The organism is Halomonas sp. MMH1-48 (assembly GCF_022348105.1).
Taxonomy (GTDB): domain Bacteria; phylum Pseudomonadota; class Gammaproteobacteria; order Pseudomonadales; family Halomonadaceae; genus Vreelandella; species Vreelandella piezotolerans.
Genome location: NZ_JAKRFL010000001.1, coordinates 253,811 through 272,481 on the forward strand (window position 1 = coordinate 253,811; position 18,671 = coordinate 272,481).

Here is an 18,671-nt window from a genome sequence, read left to right on the forward strand (position 1 = left end):
GCGCCACACTCCCCACGTTATTCCGCCATTTTTCAATTCGATAATACAAGGTGGCTGCTCTGCTCAACACTGCGCTGGAGCAACCGTGCGGTAAGTCGCATCGGCCTCTTCCAGCGCCCCTCGCAGTGCCCGTATGCGCGATTCATGGGCAGGGTGGGTGGACAGGAATTCCGGCGGCTGCCCCCCACCCGCAGCCGCCATGTTCTGCCATAACGCCACGCTCTGCTGAGGGTCGAACCCGGCATGAGCCATGATCTCAAGGCCCATCAAGTCGGCCTCCTCTTCGTGAGTACGACTAAACGGCAGGCTAATGCCCAGTTGAGCGCCCACGCCCAACGCCTGCATCAGTTGCTGGTTACCAAACTCGCCCTCTCCCAACAGCCCTACCACTACGAGCACGGCCTTGATGCCCAGCTCTTGGGTCAAGCGTTCGTTGCCGTGGTCGGCCAGTACGTGAGCCACTTCATGCCCCATGACGGCAGCTAGCTGTGCAGGGGTTTGCGCCACTCGCAGCAAGCCGCTATGCACACCGATCCGCCCGCCCGGCAGCGCAAACGCATTGGGGGAAGGGTCTTCAAATACCACCACCTCCCAGCGTTCAGGGAAATCGAGCCCAGGGTAGCTCGCCTCGGCACCGGCCACCACGTAACGCGCCACGCACTGGACGAGTTGGTTCGCTTGCGCATCACGGCTGATGGGTTGTGTGTTGCGTAACTGATCGAAAGCATCGGCGCCCATATCCGCCATTAACGGGCCGGGTACTAGAGCCAGCTGGGAGCGCCCGGTGGGCGTTTCTCCACAGCCCGCCAGCAAAGCCAATAGAGCGAGGAAGAAAACGGGTCTGACACATCGAAGACACATGCGTAAAGGTCGCCTAAATCGAGAAACATGACGCAGAGTATACGTCGCTTCGCTGGCAAAGCAGCTTACTAAAGGTTAGCAACTAGCGTCGAAGAGAGGCGTCCCCACTCGACCCTGGCGCCTATCGTCACTACGCTGGATATCGAGGGAGCAAGCAGGCATGGTGGTAGCCTCATCCACCATCCATAAACCTATAGGAGATTAGGCAATGCCACACCGGTTTACTCAAACCTTATGCACGATGGGACTGTTATCGATCTTGGCGTTTTCATCCAGCGCCTTCGGCCAACAGCCGGGATCAGCACCTGGAAGTAATGTCACGACCGAGTCGTTTCAAGATTGGGAAGTACGCTGCCAAGATAGCCAAGGCCCGGCTCGCTGCGCGATGGTACAAATGGTCACACAGCCCGGCGGCGACCAACCATTGATGCAGGTCGTGCTCGAACACCCCCCGCAAATCGACGGACCCGTCATGAGCTTCTTCGTGCCACTGGGGGTTCGCTTGGCAGCGGGCTTGCAGTTAGTGGTGGATAATGGAGAGCCTATCCAGTTCCCCTATCAGGTTTGTCAGGAACAAGGCTGCCGCGCTGACGCCCCCATCGAGCCCGCTATGCTGCAACAGCTGCGCAATGGAACGACAGCCACCCTCAGCATGATAGGTCCCCGCGGCGACCGTATAGATTTGGATATTTCATTGATGGGCTTCACCAGTGCCAGTAACCGCGTCGCTCCCTGAAAACAGTGACTCGACGCAAAACGCCCCCGGAACCCCGGGGGCGCTGTGATTACTCGTTGTTCAAGTTACCGCGAGTGTCAGCGACGCTCATTGAGGACCGCTTTTGGGAAATGACGACGCAATATCCGGTTTTGGAAATCATCCACGAATCGGCTATTTATAATGATGATAAAACGCTCGAAAGGGGCCTCACTATCGAGCTGTTCGATCCCATCGACACTGTGAAACAGCCGATCGTCGCGCAGATGAAGAATATCACCAGGGTTCAGCGTGATATCGACCAATGACTGCGTGCCCGCCTTGTCGGCAAAGAGGTGGTTTTCGGCGCCCGCGACGTTTTCCCGATTGAGGACCAGAATGCTAAGCGCCTTGCAGCCATCGGCATGAATCCCCTGCCCCTGAAGAGGGTCGACGGCACCTTCCCCGCGAACCCCAGTGATCTGCATCAGAATGGGTTCGTGCGCACCGATGCCCCAAAGCGTTGCCCAGGCGAGAACGAAAGCCTTGACATCGGGGCGTTCTAAAAACGCTTGCGTCAGCGGATCATAATACCGCAAGCGATCCGCCATGCTTTCCGCATCGTTGAAAGCGCCTCCCTGTGCCATGGGGCACTGGCCCATATCCTCTACCTCTCCCTGATCATTCAGAGCGAGCCATGACATCCGCTTCCAGCGAAGATTGACATAAGGATCGCGGGGCAAGTCCGCCACGAACCCCTGCCAGGCAGCCAGATCGATTCGCTCGCGAAGATCGGTCTTCGCCCAATCCTGATGCCGCAGCGCCTCGATCACTTCCGGACGCCAATACTCGGCAATGGGATGGACAGACATAGAGGGAAGTTCGACACCGTGTGTGAGAGTATCGAGTTTCATGTGAGTATTCTCCTGTTCTTTGGGCGGAATTGCCCGGTGCGGCCGGTATCAATACCCCGGCCAACAGAAGAAAAATGAAAAGATTTGCAAGGATATGTCAAAGAAATGTAGGTAAAAAGAGTGATTTTGTTGCCAAAAGGATCAGACCGTCGGCGTTATATCGGAGTAATTCATCTCCTACCAATAGGTGTAGGATAAATACAACAAAATGCCTTATGGTTACCCTTATGATGGCCATTGAAAGTGTTTTTCTTTAAGTGGATCCTATGACTGCCCGCGATTCCCGACATCACAGAGATCTGGAACGTCCGAAGAAGCACCCCAAGGCGTTTTCCAATGAGCGGTTTCAGGTGTCCAAGCCGCCGCCAGCGGAGGACGTCGATCTACATGATGCAGGCAGAGAAGAGATCGAGTTAGTACGCCGCCAATACTTAGAAAGTGAACAACGATTTCGCACCCTGCTGGAAAGCCTTCCCAAAGTGGCCGTTCAAGGGTACGACCGCGATCGACGCGTCATTTACTGGAACGAAGGCAGCACCCGCCTCTATGGCTATACACCTGAAGAAGCCCTGGGAGAGTTACTGGAGGACCTGATCATTCCGGGCCCTATGCGTGAGGGAGTGATTCAGGCGCATAGCGCCTGGATCGAAGAAGGCGTCGCCATACCCGCCGGAGAGCTCGAACTCATTCACAAAACCGGCGAACTGATATCGGTCTATTCACAGCACCTGATGCTCAATGAGCATACCGATGCCCCCTTGCTGTTTTGCGTGGATGTCGATCTTTCTGACCAGAAACGTGCCCACCGGGACCTGGAGTTTGCCACCCGCTTCGACAGGCTCACCCATCTCCCTAACCGGCAGACCTTCGAGAGGGACCTGGACAACCTGCTGGAATCCTGTCGCCGTGTGGGCAACAGTCTTGCCACCCTTTATTTAGATATCGATCACTTCGTCGAGATCAATGATGCCCTTGGTTATGACCAGGGCGATCGCCTGCTCGTGGAGCTGACTCGACGCCTGCGGGAGTGCCAGCGCGTCACTGACCTGGTGTCTCGCGTCTCTAGCGATGAGTTCGTGCTGGCCTTTCCCTGCGGCCATTTAGCCACCAATGTCGAACGCGTGGTTCGTCGTATTCAGAATGTTTTTCGGAAACCGTTCGTCTTGGATGGTCGGGAGCGTCAGGTCACGGCCTGCCTGGGCGTGGCGCTCTTTCCTGACAATGGTGAATCGTCACGGGAATTGATACGAAATGCCGATGTGGCCAAGAACCGGGCCAAACTCGAGGGCCGCGGTACCGTACGTTTCTTTCAGCAGAAGCTGCATGATGAGCTGGTTCGCCAGCACTATCTTTCGTCGCGACTCGAAGAGGCCTTGGATAATGGCGAACTCTCCCTGCACTACCAGCCGCAAGTCTCCGCGGTCAGCGGAGGAATAGAGAACCTCGAAGCGTTGCTGCGCTGGAAGCCCCCCGAGGGCCCGACGATCTCGCCTGCCGAGTTCATCCCGCTGGCCGAGCGCTCCGGTTTGATCCATCGTCTCGGCGATTGGGTCATCGAAGAAGCCTGTCACCAGCAGGTAGCGTGGCGTGCCAAGGGGTTTCATCAGCACCGGATCGACATCAATATCTCGGGTCGGCAACTGACACGTCCCGGCGCCCTCAAACGTTTCGAGGACACGCTACAGCGCCATGGCTTGGCCCCGCAGGATATCGGCATCGAATTGACCGAGAACATCCTCATCGAAGCCGACGAGACCGTCCTCGAAGACCTTTGGCGTCTTTATCATCGCGGTATACGCATTGCGATCGATGATTTCGGGATTGGTTACTCCTCCCTAAGCTACCTCAAGCACTTCCCCGCCACGGCCTTGAAGATCGACCGCTCCTTCATTCAGGATGCGCCTATCCAGCCAAAAGACCGAGCCATTCTGGAAGGCGCCATCCTCATCGGTCATCGATTGGGATTAGAGGTAGTGGCCGAAGGCGTCGAGAATGCCGAACAGCTCTCCCTGCTGCGCGACCTACATTGCGATCTCATCCAAGGATTCTTCTTCTTCCGCCCGATGCCTGCCCAGGAAATCGAGCGGCTGTTGAGCGGTTTTGTGGGTGGTCCTGGGGGGTTATCGGGCTGAGGGTTATTGTGGTTTGGCTTACCGCTCCATTTGTTGCTCTATTTTTGTGGATTGTGCGCGATTTCCACTGATGACCGGGATTGTTCTCCACCATTTGCTCATCGTCTTGATTAGACCTCTTCAAATACACTACCGAACGAATTGGCATATCTTTTGAATCGACGTCAATTGAAACTAGTCACACACCGTTCTTTTCACTCTTAGCCTCTTCATACCGAAAAAGGTAAGCTTTGCAACACGTTCGCTGCTGAAGATGCTTCCTCCATGACCACCCACTGGATTCTTGGCCCTGGGGCCATTGGCCGTTTGTTAGCGCACTCCCTAGCCCCGCTCGTTGATGTAGCGGTAATTGGCCGCCGTGCATTGCCATCGCGGCAGGTGCTGACCACGCCGGAAGGCGACGTGCGTGTTCAGCATTTAACCTCACTTACCGCTGAACAGTTGGTGGCGGATACGCCTGCACCACCTGCGTTCGTGCACATCACCACCAAAGCCATGGCCGCCGAGGCGGCGCTGTCGAGTATCAAGAGCGCGCTGCCCCCTTCTACTCCACTGGTACTGTGGCAGAACGGTTTTTATGCGCAGCCGCGTATTACCCAAACGTGGCCAGGGCCGGTGCTGTGCGCTACCACCACTCAGGGGGCGTACTTAACCGGAGATGATGGCGTAGTACACGCCGGGCGCGGGCCAACGTTTGTGGGGGATTTAGATAACCAGCACGCCGGGTTAGCGGCATCCTTAGCGGTGCTGCTGAGTGAGGCTGGGCTTACTGCTTCAGCGGTGAACGATATTCGCAGCCGTCTGTGGCAGAAGTTAGCGGTGAATGCGGCGATTAACCCGTTAGTGGCGCTGCATGGCGTGCGTAATGGGGAGCTTCGTGGAGATGCCTATTCAGGCCGCGTAGTGGCCGTGGTGAGGGAAGTCGCGGCGATTTTAGCGAAGGAAGGGGTTGTGCCGCCGAACGGTGGCGAGGGTGAAGCCGCCTGGTTGGAACTGGTGTGGCAGGTGGTGGAGAACACCGCGAACAATAAAGCCTCGATGTTGCAGGATGTTGAGGCCAAACGGCTGACCGAGCGGGGGGCGATTTTAGGGCCGTTGATTGAGCGCGCTGAGCGGCATGGGTTGAGGTGTGAGGTATTGAAGGGGTTGGATAGGGAGTTGGCGCAAGTGGAAGTCGGCTTTTAAGACAACAGCCCAGGGGCAGTGTTGCTGCCCTTCGCGGGTGCCTCGCGGTGCTCGTTACGCCGCGCTACAGGGTGGTTGACCCTCTTCGGCGGCGACGATACCTTCCGAGTTTAAAATGAGTTTTTAAGTGACTGGAATCATCACGATCTTGCGGTAGGCGGGCCGTTCGGCGAGTCGTTCTGTCCAGCGCTGGAGGTGCGGGCGGGGTTGCCAGGAGAGGCCGCTGTTGAGCAGGTTATAAGTGAACGGGGCGATGGCGATATCGGCGAGGCCGAAGGCGTCGCCGGAGAACCAAGGCTGCTGGCTCAACGCGGTGTCTAGCTGGGCGAGGAGTTTTTCACAGGTAGCAATGGCAGGGTTTAGCCGTTCGCTATCGCGCTGTTCCGGCGGGGTGCGAACGTACCCCATCAAAGTGGTGCGGTGGGCGGGGGTGAGCAGACTGGTGGACCAATCCATCCACTTTTCCATCTGCGCCCGCTTGGCGGGCTCTTCGATCCATAGATGATTAGGAGCGTACTGCGCTGCCAAGTAGCGCAGAATGGTATTGGACTCCCACAGCACGCTTTGCGTCGCGTCGTCTTTGAGTAGCGGCACCAGGCCATTGGGGTTCATGGCGAGGTACTCCGGCGTGTCGTTCACGCCGTGGTGCAGGCCCGCCACGATCTGCTCGTGGGGCAGCGCTAGCTCTTCCAGTACCCAGAGTACTTTTTTGACGTTGGTGGAGTTGTTGCGGCCCCAAAGCGTAATCATGGCAGTCCTTATGCTAGATAGATTGAAGTGGCGGGCCAGGGGGGCGTTGCCGCCCTTCGCGGGTGCCTGGCGCTGCTCGTTACCCCGCGCTACGCCATCGCCTCACGGTTTACCACTCACTACTCACTCTTATCTTGATACAACTTGAGCAGGCTGGAGAAGTCGAGTTTGCCGTTGCCTCCTGCCTTGTGCAGGGTGAACAGCGAGCGAGCGGCGGAGCCCATGGGCACCGGGGAAGCGCTCTGCTGGCTGACATCCATGGCAAGGCCCAGGTCTTTGATCATCAGGTCGACCTGGAAACCGCCTTGGTAGCCTTTCGAGGCGGGTGCGTTTTCCATTACCCCTGGATAAGGATTGTAGACGTTCAGTGCCCAGTTGCCGCCGGAGCTTTGCTTCATGATTTCCGAAAGCACGGCGGGGTCGAGGCCATTTTTGACGCCCATGTTGATCGCTTCGCAGGTACCTGCCATCAGAATCGACAGCAGCATGTTGTTGCACACTTTGGCGACCTGCCCCGCGCCGTGGTTGCCCGCGTGGAAGATGTTTTTACCCATGGCTTGCAGCACCGGCTGCGCCTGGGCGAACTGCTCTTCCGAGCCACCGACGATAAACGTCAGCGTGCCCGCTTGGGCACCGCCTACCCCACCGGAGACCGGCGCATCCATAAAACCAATGCCCTTTTCTGCTCCGGCGGCGGCGACTTGGCGGGCGGTGTCGGCGTCAATGGTAGAGCAATCGATCACCAAGGCACTGGGTTTGATGACGTCGAACAGCGGCGCGTCGCCGTCTACGTAAAGCCCCCGCACGTGCTTGCCTGCGGGTAGCATGGAGATGATGAAATCGGCGTCGGTAGCGGCCTCTGTGGCGGTGGTGGCAACGTCGCAGCCTTGCGATTGGGCGGTCTCCAGCGCCTGAGCGGAGAGATCGAAGGCCCGCACGGTAAAGCCTGCTTTCGCCAGATTGGCGGCCATGGGGCCGCCCATATTGCCTAATCCAATAAACGCAACGGTAGTCATCTTTTTGTCCTTGTTAGCGTGTCATGTGCGGTGCATGAGGGTACGTTATGCCAAGTCTGCCAGCGGGTTGGTATCCCAAGGCGATGCCAGCAACTCGTCGATGAAAGTAGGTTCGACCGAGGCCACATCCGGATAGGTCCAGCTTGGCTGACCGTCTTTATCCACCAGCAGCGCGCGCACCCCTTCGGGGAACTCTCGGTGGCGGCAGCACTGCACCGAAAGCGCCAGCTCGAATTGGAAGACTTCCGCCAACGACATGTGTTTGGCGCGGCTGAGCTGCTCGTGGATCAGTTTGACCGACACGGGACTGCCGTGGGCCAAAGTTTTTTGCGCTTTGCTGAACCACTGGTCGTCGGTCCGAACGGCCAATACGGCCTCGACCATCTGCTCGACGGTGTCGTGGTCCATTAGCTCACGAATCATGGAAGCAGACTTGTAAACCGGCGCTTCCATCTCCGCAAAGACGTTTTGGGAGGCTTGCTCAAGCTCGCGTAGCACGCGGTTCACCACGCCGTGGGCGTCGGTCTCTGCACCCTCGCCCCAGTTAGCGGCCAACAGCTTTTCAGCCAATGCGCCACGTTGGTGGCTGGCAATGGCGCGATCGGCCAGGCCTAAATGAACCGCGTCCGGTGCGTTGATTTGCCCGCCGGTCATCGCCAAAAACCGCCCGGCACCGCCCGGCAAACGGTTGAGGAACCAGCTCGCCCCCACGTCGGGGTACAGCCCAATGGTGACTTCCGGCATGGCCAGCCGCGAGGTTTCGGTGACGATGCGGTGGCTGCTGCCGCTGAGTAACCCCATGCCGCCGCCCATCACGATGCCGTTGCCCCAGCAAATCACCGGTTTGGGAAACGTATGGAGCTGATAATCCAGACGGTATTCGTTCTCGAAGAAGCGCTCGGGGAAGTCAGCGGCCCCCTCGCCTTGAATGGCTTTGTAGAGATTGACCACATCGCCACCGGCGCAGAAGGCTTTTTCACCGGCGCTATCCAGCAGCACGGCCACGACCCGATCGTCAGATTGCCACTGACTCAGGCGCGGCAGGATCTCTTCGATCATGTCCAACGTCAGCGCGTTGAGCGAGCGCTCGGCGTTCAAGGTGATCTCGCCAATCACATGGCCATCTTGGGTGGTGTGCTCTTCAAACAGTACGCAACTCATCGTTTGTCCTTGTTATGAAAGGGGCTCGGTGGCAAGTGCCCCGGCGACTATAGCTCGGCGGCACCGTCGGCCAGTACGCGGCGGGAAATGATCAGCCGCATGATTTCGTTGGTGCCTTCCAGAATACGGTGTACGCGGGTATCGCGCACGTAGCGCTCCATTGGGTACTCCTTGATGTAGCCATTGCCACCGTAGAGCTGCAGCGCTTCATCGCATACTTTGAAGCCCACGTCCGTCGCGAAGCGTTTGGCCATGGCGCAATAAGTGGTGGCATCCGGGTGACCCGCATCCAGCTTGGTGGCGGCCATGCGCACTAGCTGACGTGCGGCGACGAGCTCGGTGACCATATCGGCCAGGCGAAACTGCAGGGCCTGAAAATCGGCCAAACGCTTGCCGAACTGCTTGCGCTCGAGCATGTACTCGCGGGCTTTATTCAACGCCTGCTGGGCCGTGCCGATGGAACAGGTGGCAATGTTAATACGCCCGCCGTCCAGCCCCTTCATGGCGATTTTGAAACCGTCACCTTCGTTACCCAGCAGGTGGTTAGCGGGGACGCGCACGTCTTCGAAGGTAATCATACGGGTGGGCTGGCTATTCCAACCCATCTTGTCTTCTTTACGGCCGTAGCTGATGCCCTCGCTCTTGGCATCCACCGCAAAGGCGGAAACGCCGCCAGGGCCTTCACCGCCGGTCCGCGCCATCACCACCAGGAAGTCGGTGCTGCCCGCCCCGGAGATGAACATCTTGCTGCCGTTCAACACATAGTGTTCGCCATCGCGCTTTGCGGTGGTTTTGAGGGATGCTGCATCGGACCCTGAATTGGGCTCGGTCAGACAGTAGGAGCCCAATAGCTCCCCCGTCGCCAGCTTTTCGCCCCACTGCGCCACGGCCTCCCGCGTGCCGAAATCGGCCAGCATCCAGGTCACCATGTTATGGATGGTGAGGTATGCGGTAGTGGAAGTGCAGCCCATCGAGAGCTGCTCGAAAATGATGCTGGCATCTAGCCGTGAAAGTCCCAGCCCACCGACGCTTTCCGGGGCGTAGAGCGAGCAAAAGCCCAACTCCCCTGCTTTACGAATCACATCGACGGGGAAAAAAGATTCTGCGTCCCATTCGGCGGCGTGGGGCTCTAGCTCGTTCTGAGCGAACGCTCGGGCCATATCGGAAAAGGCGACCTGGTCTTCACTTAGCTCGAAATTCATGGCGTATCTCCACAGCGCGTGGGTGGCCTGCGCCCTTTTGAGGCAGTGGGACAGTCACACACGGGTGTTGTCATTATTGGCAATGTTGACGTTTACGTTAACTTATATTTTTAGCTTGTGCGGCGCAACCCAATCCCCCAATACCTTTGGCGTAGAAGGTGACCAACGCTTCCGATCAGGCAGAAAAAAGGGTGCCCAAAGGCACCCAATCCACGGACAGACGCGGTTAACGGGAATCGATCATTTGAAGTTCTTGCGGTACATCTTGGCCAGCTCGCCAACGATGCCGCTACGGAAGCTGAGTACGCATATCACGAAGATGATGCCGAGAATCACACTCACCCAGTTACCTAGCGGCGACTGCGCCAGCAGGTGCTGTAAGCTGACCACCAGCCCCGCTCCCATTAGAGGACCGAGCAGCGTGCCGACGCCGCCCAGCAGCGTCATCAAAATGACTTCGCCCGACATATGCCAGTGGGCATCAGTGAGCGAGGCCAACTGGAACACCACGGTCTTGGTGGAACCCGCCAAACCCGCGAGCGCGGCCGAGAGCACGAATGCCAACAGCTTGTAGGCATCCACGTTATAGCCCAGCGACACGGCACGCGGCTCGTTTTCACGAATGGCTTTCAGAACTTGCCCAAAGGGGGAGTGAACGGCGCGCTGAATGACGGCAAAGCCAAACACGAAAACTGCAAACACGAAGTAGTACATGGCGAGGTTACTGCTCAGGTCGAGCATCCCGAACAGATGCCCTCTCGGCACGCCGTGCAGGCCATCTTCCCCACCGGTAAACGACGACTGCACGAACACGAAGAACATCAGCTGTGCAAGTGCCAGCGTCACCATGGCAAAGTAGATGCCCTGACGACGAATGGAGAGCACGCCAAACAGCGCCCCCAGCAGCGTCGCCATCGCCGTGCCTGCGAGAATACCCAGTTCGGGCGTGAGGCCTGGATAGCTGGCCAGTAGATAGCCCGTCACATAGCCACCGGTCGCCAAGAAGGCCGCATGGCCAAACGAGAGCAGCCCGGCATAGCCCAACAGCAGATTGAAAGCGCAAGCAAACAGCGCAAAACAGAGAATCTTCATCAAAAAGACCGGGTACGCTACGAAGGGCGCAACCAACCCCACTACCAACAGCGCCAGATAAAACATGTTGCGGCGGAGTTTGGCGCGCCGCTGGCGCTCCTGCACTGCCGAGGGCAGCGACGTGGCCGAAGATGAAGAGGAAGACGTGGTTGTCATGGTTAAGCCTCCTTACCAAACAGCCCAGCGGGGCGTAACATGAGCACCAAGATCATGACCAAAAAGATCACGGTGTTAGAGGCTTCGGGGTAGTACACCTTGGTCAGCCCTTCGATGATCCCCATACCCAACCCCGTCAAAATAGCGCCTAAGATCGAGCCCATACCGCCAATCACCACCACGGCAAACACCACGATCAGCAGGCTAGATCCCATGGTGGGCGACACCGGGTACAGCGGTGCCGCCAGCACGCCTGCAAAGGCGGCAAGCCCAACCCCGAACCCGTAGGTCAACGTAATCAGCAGCGGTACGTTCACGCCAAACGCCTGCATGAGCTGGGAGTTTTCGGTACCCGCCCGCAGGTAAGCGCCCAAACGGGTACGCTCGATCATGAACCAGGTGAAAAGACACATAGCAAGCGCCGCTACCAATACCCATGCGCGGTAGGTCGGCAGGAACATGAAGCCCAGGTTCAGGCCGCCCTGCAGAATCTCGGGGGTGGCGTAACGCGCTCCAGAAACGCCGAAAAAGTTGATCAGCGTGCCTTCGAAAATCAGCGCTAATCCGAAGGTCAGCAGTAGTCCGTAAAGGTGGTCCAGGTGAGCAATGCGACGCAGCAGAAAACGCTCCAGCAGCATGCCAAAACCGCCCACCACCAGCGGCACCAAAATCAGAGCTAGCCAATAATTGATGCCCAGATAACGAAAGCCCAGCAGCGCGGCAAAGGCGCCCAGCATGTACTGCGCCCCGTGGGCAAAGTTGACGATCTTCAGTAGGCCGAAGATGACCGCCAGGCCCAAACTAAGCAGTGCGTAAAAGGCACCGTTCACGAGCCCAAGCGTTAGCTGGCCCATGAACACGGCCATTGGCACGCCGAATATCATCGTCATGGTATGACTCTCCTCGCCGCTAAGCGGGCAGCCCAGCGGGCCGCCCCAGCGCATTTATAGTGAATAACGCCTTTTCATTACGCCGTTACGGCTTGCTTGGCGGCGAGCCAAGGCGACCAACACCCTGACTCGCGGCGTTTAGCCCCTCAGTTTTGCACCAGCGAGCACTGACTTTCTGATAGCGGACGGTAGGCTTCTGCGGCGGGGATAGTGCTCAGGATTTCGTAAAGATCCCATTCGCCGGTGGACTCTTCCGGCGTTTTGACTTGAGCGAGGTACATGTCATGGATCATGCGGCCATCTTCACGGATGCTGCCGTTACGGGCGAAGAAGTCGTTGATCGGCTCTTCGGCCATTTTGGCGCGCACGGTTTCGGGGTCATCTGTCCCTGCGGCTTCCACGGCTTTCAGGTAGTGCATGGTGCTGGAGTAAATACCGGCTTGCACCATGGTGGGCATGCGTCCGGTCTCTTCAAAGTAACGCTCGGACCACGCGCGCGCCTCGTCATCCATATCCCAGTACCAACCGGTGGTCAGCAGCAGACCTTGGGTAGCCTCCAGGCCCAGCGCGTGCACGTCGTTCAAGAAGATCAGCAGGCCCGCAAGCTGCTGGCCGCTTTGGGTCAAGCCGAACTGGCTGGCGGTGGTAATGGCGTTGACCGTGTCGGCTCCGGCGTTGGCGAGACCCACGATTTTCGCGCCAGAACCTTGTGCCTGAAGAATATAGGAGGAGAAATCACTGGTGGGGAACGGATGACGCACGCCACCGACGATTTCGCCGCCGTTGGCCTCGACCACGCTGGTCACGTCGGCTTCCAGCGCATGACCGAAGGCGTAGTCAGCGGTCAGTAGGAACCAGCTATCGCCGCCCTGTTCGACGACGGCTTTTGCCGTACCGTTGGCCAGCGGATAGGTGTCGTATACCCAATGAATGTGGTTCGGGGTGCAGTGTTCATTGGTAATACTGGATGCTGCCGAGCCAGAGACGATACCCAGACCGTCGTTCTCTTCCAGCACCTTGGTCACGGCAATGGAAACCGATGAGGCCACCAGGCCACCGACCATATCGACGTTGCGCTGATCGATCCACTCGCGCACGGTGTTGGCCCCTACGTCGGCGCTGTTACGGTCATCGGCACTGAACACCACGATCGGCGAGCCGTTCACGCTACCGCCAAAATCGGCCACCGCCATTTCCATGGCGGTTTGACCACCTGGGCCTGCCAGATCGCGATAGGTGCCGGACATATCGGCCAAATAGCCAATACGTACCTCGCCATCGCTGATCTCGGCGTTAGCGGTCGAAATCGCCATGCTAGAGGCAGCGGCAACGGCGATGCTGGCGGCCAGCGTTTTTTTCATAAAGGTCATGTTCGTCTCCTGGCCCCGAGGGCCTTTGTTTTTATGATGCGGACGTTCTAAAGCGTTGATGTGTGGAGCATCTGTACTGCGTTTGTTGTTTTTAAGGCCGTACTTACCGTTTAGATAGTGTGCAATTCATACCCCCAGCATGCTGTTCAAGTGTTCCCGCCGTGACGGCAACTGCTCTGCCGTGATCTCTTCGACGATTTGACCGTGGTCCATCACGAAGTGGCGATCGGCCAGCGGCGCGGCAAAGCGGAAGTTCTGCTCGACCAGCACGATGGTCATACCGCGCTCCTTCAACTGCACCAGCACCTCGCCCAGCTTCTGCACAATGACCGGGGCCAACCCCTCGGTGATCTCATCGAGCAGTAGCAAACGTGCGCCGGTACGCAGAATACGTGCCATGGCCAGCATCTGCTGCTCGCCGCCTGAGAGCCGCGTGCCCTGGCTTCTACGGCGCTCATAGAGATTGGGGAACATGGCGTAAATTTCGTCTAGGCTCATACCGCCGGAACGCACGGTGGGCGGTAGAAGCAGGTTTTCATGCACGTCCAAGCTTGCGAAAATGCCGCGCTCTTCCGGGCAGTAGCCAATGCCTAACCGAGGAATGTGGTGCGGCTTCATGCGTAGCGTTTCGTTGCCATTGATGACGATCGACCCCGTGCGTCGACCCACCATGTTCATGATCGCTTTGAGCGTGGTACTACGCCCTGCGCCGTTGCGGCCCAGCAAAGTGACCAGCTCACCCCGCTTCACGTCAAAATTCACGCCGTGCAGAATGTGCGACTCGCCGTAGAAGGCGTGCAGGTCCTGCACGCGCAGCATTTCCAAGCTTTGATTGTCGGGCGCATCTTGATAGTCGAGAGCTTCAGCGGTGTTCATGCAGTCGCCTCCTCTGCTGCTTCGCTGCCCATATAGGCTTCACGCACCAAGGGGTTACGCGACACGCTGTCGTAGTCGCCCTCTGCCAACACCGCCCCCCGCGCCAGCACGGTAATGCGATCACACAGTCGGCTGACCACGCTCAAGTTGTGCTCGACCATCAGCACCGTACGGCCTTGGGAGACTCGCTTGATCAGTGCCACGATGCGATCGACGTCTTCGGCGCCCATCCCCTGAGTGGGTTCGTCCAGCAGCATCATGCTGGGGTCCAGGGCCAACGTCGTCGCTACTTCCAGCGCGCGTTTGCGGCCGTAGGGCATTTCGACGGTGAGCGTATCGGCGTATTCGCGCAAGCCTACTTCATCGAGCAGCGCCAGGGCGCGGTCGTTGAGGTGATCCAGCGACTTTTCCGATTTCCAGAAATGGAAGGAGGTGCCCAGCTGGCGCTGGAGCGCCACGCGGACGTTTTCTAGCGCGGTCATATGGGCAAACACCGCCGAAATTTGGAACGAACGTACCAAGCCCAGCTGGGCGATTTCGTTGGATTTTTTGCTAGTGATGGATTGGCCGCGATAGAGAATGTCACCCCGTGTAGGGGGGAGAAACTTGGTGAGCAGGTTGAACACCGTGGTTTTTCCTGCCCCATTAGGGCCAATCAACGCGTGGATATGTCCTTCCTGCACTTGCAGGTTGACGTTATCCACGGCGGTGAAGCCGCGAAACTCCTTGGTCAGCCCTCGTGTTTCGAGCACTGGCCCCTTGGTCACTTCGTCTGCACGCATGAGGTAATACGCCTCTTGTTGTTCTTGTACGGTGGGAAGCGAAACTCGTTAGCCAGCAACGCATCCTTACCTGAACGTAAGGTGTAGCTGCAAACTAGCAACCTCTCAGTGGGTATTACAATTACAACTTTGGTCTACGCACCATGCTGGCGCATCCAAATAAAACACTATATTTCTTAATTAACAACGAATTATAAAAATTCAGCGTTACGCACCCGCTGCCAAGGTCAGCTTTACGTTAACGTAAACTTGTTTTAGCCTCATGGTCAGTGTTCCATAGGGACATTCCCCTATCGACGAGAATAACGATCATGAGCAAGACCTACTCGATCAGCGAGCTAGCCAGTGAATTCGATGTCACCACGCGCAGCATTCGCTTTTACGAAGATCAAGAGTTGCTGCACCCCACCCGCCGCGGCCAGACACGCATCTACAGCAGCAAAGATCGTGTACGGCTGAAGCTGACGCTTCGCGGCAAACGGCTGGGGTTCTCGCTGGCAGAGATTCGTGAGCTGTTCGAACTGTGGGACGAAACCCGCAGCGGCAGTGAAAAACAGTTGCACCTGATGCTGAGTAAGATCAGCGAGCGTAAAGCGGCGCTAGAGCAGCAGATGAAAGACATCACGATGGTGCAGCTAGAGCTCGAGAGTGCGGAGATCCGCTGCCGACAGGCCCTGGAAGAGCTCAACGAGAAGCATCCGGCCACCTCGAAATGACGGCAAACGCAACGCGCAAACCAACGACCTGCTAACCATCGACCATTAACAATCAACGACAAGGTGATTGACCATGTTTTCCCACTATACAGAACTCAATTTCGGCCTCGACGACGAGCTCAACATGCTGCGTGAGCAGGTCAACGCCTTTGCCGCCAGCGAAATCGCTCCTCGCGCCGCGGAGATCGATCAGAACAACGAATTTCCAAGCGATTTGTGGAAGAAGTTCGGAGATATGGGGCTACTGGGCATTACGGTACCGGAAGAGGATGGCGGCAGCGGCATGGGTTATCTAGCCCACTGCATTGCCATGGAAGAGATCTCCCGCGCCAGCGCCTCGGTGGCCCTCTCTTATGGCGCGCACTCCAACCTGTGCGTCAACCAACTCAAGATCAACGCCTCGGCCGAACAGAAAGCCAAATACCTGCCCAAGCTGATCAGCGGTGACCATGTGGGTGCGCTGGCCATGTCAGAGCCGGGTGCCGGTTCCGACGTGGTGTCCATGCAGCTTCGCGCCAAAGAAGATGGCGACCACTACGTGCTCAACGGCAACAAAATGTGGATCACCAACGGACCGGATGCCGACGTGCTGGTGGTCTACGCCAAAACCGATCCGGATGCCGGCTCCAAAGGGATTACGGCCTTCATCATCGAAAAAGGGATGCCGGGCTTCTCGACTGCCCAGAAACTCGACAAGCTGGGTATGAGGGGCTCCAACACCTGCGAGCTGGTCTTCCAAGATTGCCGCGTGCCCGCCGAAAACGTGCTAGGTGAAGTCGGCAAAGGCGTTCGTGTCTTGATGAGCGGCTTGGATTACGAGCGTGCCGTACTGGCGGCAGGCCCCATCGGCATCATGCAGGCTGCCATGGACGTGGTCATTCCCTACATCCATGAGCGTAAGCAGTTCAACCAGTCTATCGGTGAGTTCCAGCTGGTACAGGGCAAAGTGGCCGACATGTACACCACCCTAAACGCCTGCCGGGCGTATTTATACACCGTCGCCGCCGCCTGCGACCGTGGGCAAACCTCACGCAAGGATGCCGCTGGCGTCATTCTTTACTGTGCCGAAAAAGCCACCCAGGTCGCGCTGGACGCCATTCAGCTACTGGGCGGCAATGGATATATCAACGAATACCCCACCGGCCGCCTGCTGCGCGACGCGAAGCTGTATGAGATTGGCGCTGGTACGAGCGAAATCCGTCGGATGCTGATTGGCCGCGAACTGTTTAGCGAAAGTCTTTAACAATAATAACCGGGGCCGGGCTATGAGCACACTCTCGACACAGATCAACCCGCGCAGCGATGCGTTTCAAGCCAACGACGCCGCCATGCGCGGCGAAGTCCACCAACTGCGCGATCTCACCGCCGCCATTGCGCAAGGCGGCGGTGAGAAGGCGCGTGCCCGCCATGAGAGCCGTGGCAAGCTGTTCGTACGTGATCGCATCGACCACTTGATTGACGAAGGCTCGCCGTTTTTGGAATTTTCTGCGCTGGCCGCCCACCACGTTTACGACGACGATGTGCCGGCCGCTGGCGTGGTGACCGGCATTGGCCGCGTCTCGGGGGTCGAATGCGTCATCGTGGCCAACGACGCCACCGTGAAAGGTGGCACCTACTTTCCTCTGACGGTCAAAAAACACCTGCGCGCGCAAGAGATCGCCCGCAAGCACCGCCTGCCGTGTATCTATCTGGTCGATTCTGGCGGTGCCTTTCTGCCCCGCCAGGACGAAGTCTTCCCCGACCGCGACCACTTCGGGCGCATTTTCTACAATCAGGCCACGATGTCCGCCGAAGGCATCCCGCAAATTGCCGTGGTCATGGGTTCCTGTACCGCTGGCGGTGCGTATGTACCTGCCATGGCGGATGAGTCGATCATCGTCAAAGAGCAGGGAACGATTTTCCTGGGCGGCCCGCCGCTGGTGAAAGCCGCCACGGGCGAGAGCATTAGTGCAGAAGACCTGGGCGGGGCGGACGTTCACGCCAAAGTGAGCGGCGTAGCCGACCACTACGCCGAAAACGACGCCCATGCGCTGCAACTCGCCCGCGCCTGCGTGTCGCGGCTGAACTGGCAAAAACGCGGCCAGCTGGCCATGCAGCCACCTAGGCCGCCGAAGCTCGACCCGTCCGAACTTTACGGCATCGTCGGCACCGATCTGAAAAAGCCTTACGACGTGCGCGAAGTCATCGGCCGCATCGTCGATAGCTCCGACTTTGACGAGTTCAAACGCTACTACGGCGACACGCTAGTAACCGGTTTTGCCCACATCCACGGCTACCCGGTCGGCATCGTGGCCAATAACGGCGTGCTGTTTTCGGAAAGCGCCGTGAAAGGCGCGCACTTCATCGAGCTGTGCGCTCAGCGCAAGATCCCTCTGGTCTTCCTGCAAAACATCACCGGCTTCATGGTCGGCTCCAAGTACGAGCACGAAGGCATCGCCAAGCACGGTGCCAAGCTCGTCACCGCCGTGGCCTGCGCCAACGTGCCGAAATACACCGTGTTGATTGGTGGCAGCTTCGGTGCCGGGAACTACGGCATGTGTGGCCGAGCCTATGACCCCAATCTGCTGTTCATGTGGCCCAACGCACGTATTTCGGTGATGGGTGGCGAACAGGCGGCGGGGGTACTTTCCCAAGTAAAACGCGAGCAGTACGAGCGCGAAGGCCGTGAGTGGAGCAAAGAGGATGAAGAGGCCTTCAAGAAGCCTACCCGTGACCAGTACGAGCACCAGGGCCACCCGTACTACGCCAGCGCCCGCCTGTGGGATGACGGCGTGATCGATCCGCTACAAACCCGCGACGTGCTGGGGCTGTCACTGGCCGCTGCGATGAATGCGGAAGTCAAAGAGACACGCTTCGGCGTGTTCCGGATGTAAG

The 18,671-nt window shown here is 58.1% G+C and carries 17 protein-coding genes; 6 read left to right on the plus strand and 11 right to left on the minus strand.

Annotated features, from left to right (window positions below; genetic code table 11):
* Positions 1-63 precede the first annotated feature (63 nt).
* Positions 64-861: a M48 family metallopeptidase gene (locus MHM37_RS01220; RefSeq protein ID WP_139527323.1), complete on the minus strand. Its 798-nt coding sequence runs from the start codon at positions 859-861 to the stop codon at positions 64-66.
* A 208-nt stretch (positions 862-1,069) separates the two neighbouring features.
* Here MHM37_RS01220 and MHM37_RS01225 point away from each other — a divergent pair, with 208 nt between their 5' ends.
* A complete protein-coding gene (locus MHM37_RS01225) occupies positions 1,070-1,597 on the plus strand; it encodes an invasion associated locus B family protein (RefSeq protein ID WP_231125638.1) in 528 nt (175 codons plus the stop codon).
* Positions 1,598-1,674: 77 nt separating this feature from the next.
* Here MHM37_RS01225 and MHM37_RS01230 read toward each other — a convergent pair whose 3' ends face one another.
* A complete protein-coding gene (locus MHM37_RS01230) occupies positions 1,675-2,469 on the minus strand; it encodes a 2OG-Fe dioxygenase family protein (protein ID WP_239283677.1) in 795 nt (264 codons plus the stop codon).
* Positions 2,470-2,735: 266 nt separating this feature from the next.
* Between MHM37_RS01230 and MHM37_RS01235 the strand changes: the two genes are divergently transcribed.
* Both MHM37_RS01235 and MHM37_RS01240 read left to right on the plus strand, forming a co-directional pair.
* Positions 2,736-4,601 carry an EAL domain-containing protein gene (locus tag MHM37_RS01235; protein ID WP_239295672.1) on the plus strand — a complete coding sequence of 622 codons (1,866 nt, stop codon included), beginning with the start codon at positions 2,736-2,738 and terminating at the stop codon, positions 4,599-4,601.
* Between the two features lie 264 nt (positions 4,602-4,865).
* Positions 4,866-5,786 (plus strand): 2-dehydropantoate 2-reductase, encoded by a 921-nt coding sequence (locus MHM37_RS01240; protein WP_239295671.1) that lies wholly within the window; start codon positions 4,866-4,868, stop codon positions 5,784-5,786.
* Positions 5,787-5,909: 123 nt separating this feature from the next.
* Here the strand turns inward: MHM37_RS01240 and MHM37_RS01245 are convergent, their stop codons facing one another.
* The 9 genes from MHM37_RS01245 to MHM37_RS01285 form a co-directional block, all read right to left on the minus strand.
* Positions 5,910-6,536 (minus strand): glutathione S-transferase family protein, encoded by a 627-nt coding sequence (locus MHM37_RS01245; protein WP_239295670.1) that lies wholly within the window; start codon positions 6,534-6,536, stop codon positions 5,910-5,912.
* A gap of 119 nt (positions 6,537-6,655) precedes the next feature.
* Positions 6,656-7,552 carry a 3-hydroxyisobutyrate dehydrogenase gene (gene mmsB, locus MHM37_RS01250; RefSeq protein ID WP_239295669.1) on the minus strand — a complete coding sequence of 299 codons (897 nt, stop codon included), beginning with the start codon at positions 7,550-7,552 and terminating at the stop codon, positions 6,656-6,658.
* A gap of 45 nt (positions 7,553-7,597) precedes the next feature.
* A complete protein-coding gene (locus tag MHM37_RS01255; protein ID WP_153843696.1) occupies positions 7,598-8,713 on the minus strand; it encodes an enoyl-CoA hydratase/isomerase family protein in 1,116 nt (371 codons plus the stop codon).
* 47 nt (positions 8,714-8,760) lie between these two features.
* The gene (locus MHM37_RS01260) at positions 8,761-9,915 is read right to left on the minus strand and encodes an acyl-CoA dehydrogenase family protein (RefSeq protein ID WP_239295668.1); all 1,155 of its coding nucleotides are present in this window, start codon (positions 9,913-9,915) and stop codon (positions 8,761-8,763) included.
* A 240-nt stretch (positions 9,916-10,155) separates the two neighbouring features.
* On the minus strand, positions 10,156-11,163 hold the full coding sequence (locus tag MHM37_RS01265) for a branched-chain amino acid ABC transporter permease (protein ID WP_239295667.1): 1,008 nt from the start codon (positions 11,161-11,163) through the stop codon (positions 10,156-10,158).
* Between the two features lie 2 nt (positions 11,164-11,165).
* A complete protein-coding gene (locus MHM37_RS01270; protein ID WP_239295666.1) occupies positions 11,166-12,053 on the minus strand; it encodes a branched-chain amino acid ABC transporter permease in 888 nt (295 codons plus the stop codon).
* Positions 12,054-12,199: 146 nt separating this feature from the next.
* Positions 12,200-13,423, minus strand: coding sequence for an ABC transporter substrate-binding protein (locus MHM37_RS01275; RefSeq protein WP_239295665.1), 1,224 nt, complete (start codon positions 13,421-13,423; stop codon positions 12,200-12,202).
* A gap of 126 nt (positions 13,424-13,549) precedes the next feature.
* Entirely contained in the window at positions 13,550-14,299 is a 750-nt protein-coding gene (locus MHM37_RS01280; RefSeq protein ID WP_139527312.1) for an ABC transporter ATP-binding protein, read from the minus strand.
* Entirely contained in the window at positions 14,296-15,081 is a 786-nt protein-coding gene (locus tag MHM37_RS01285; protein WP_153843692.1) for an ABC transporter ATP-binding protein, read from the minus strand. Before MHM37_RS01285 ends, MHM37_RS01280 begins: the two co-directional genes overlap by 4 nt.
* 311 nt (positions 15,082-15,392) lie before the next feature.
* Between MHM37_RS01285 and MHM37_RS01290 the strand changes: the two genes are divergently transcribed.
* The 3 genes from MHM37_RS01290 to MHM37_RS01300 all read left to right on the plus strand — a co-directional run bounded on the left by MHM37_RS01290 (position 15,393) and on the right by MHM37_RS01300 (position 18,670).
* Positions 15,393-15,797 carry a MerR family DNA-binding transcriptional regulator gene (locus tag MHM37_RS01290; protein ID WP_139527310.1) on the plus strand — a complete coding sequence of 135 codons (405 nt, stop codon included), beginning with the start codon at positions 15,393-15,395 and terminating at the stop codon, positions 15,795-15,797.
* Between the two features lie 73 nt (positions 15,798-15,870).
* Positions 15,871-17,040, plus strand: a complete 1,170-nt coding sequence (locus tag MHM37_RS01295) for an isovaleryl-CoA dehydrogenase (RefSeq protein ID WP_153843691.1) — start codon at positions 15,871-15,873, stop codon at positions 17,038-17,040.
* A 22-nt stretch (positions 17,041-17,062) separates the two neighbouring features.
* The gene (locus MHM37_RS01300; protein WP_239295664.1) at positions 17,063-18,670 is read left to right on the plus strand and encodes a carboxyl transferase domain-containing protein; all 1,608 of its coding nucleotides are present in this window, start codon (positions 17,063-17,065) and stop codon (positions 18,668-18,670) included.
* Position 18,671 lies beyond the last annotated feature (1 nt).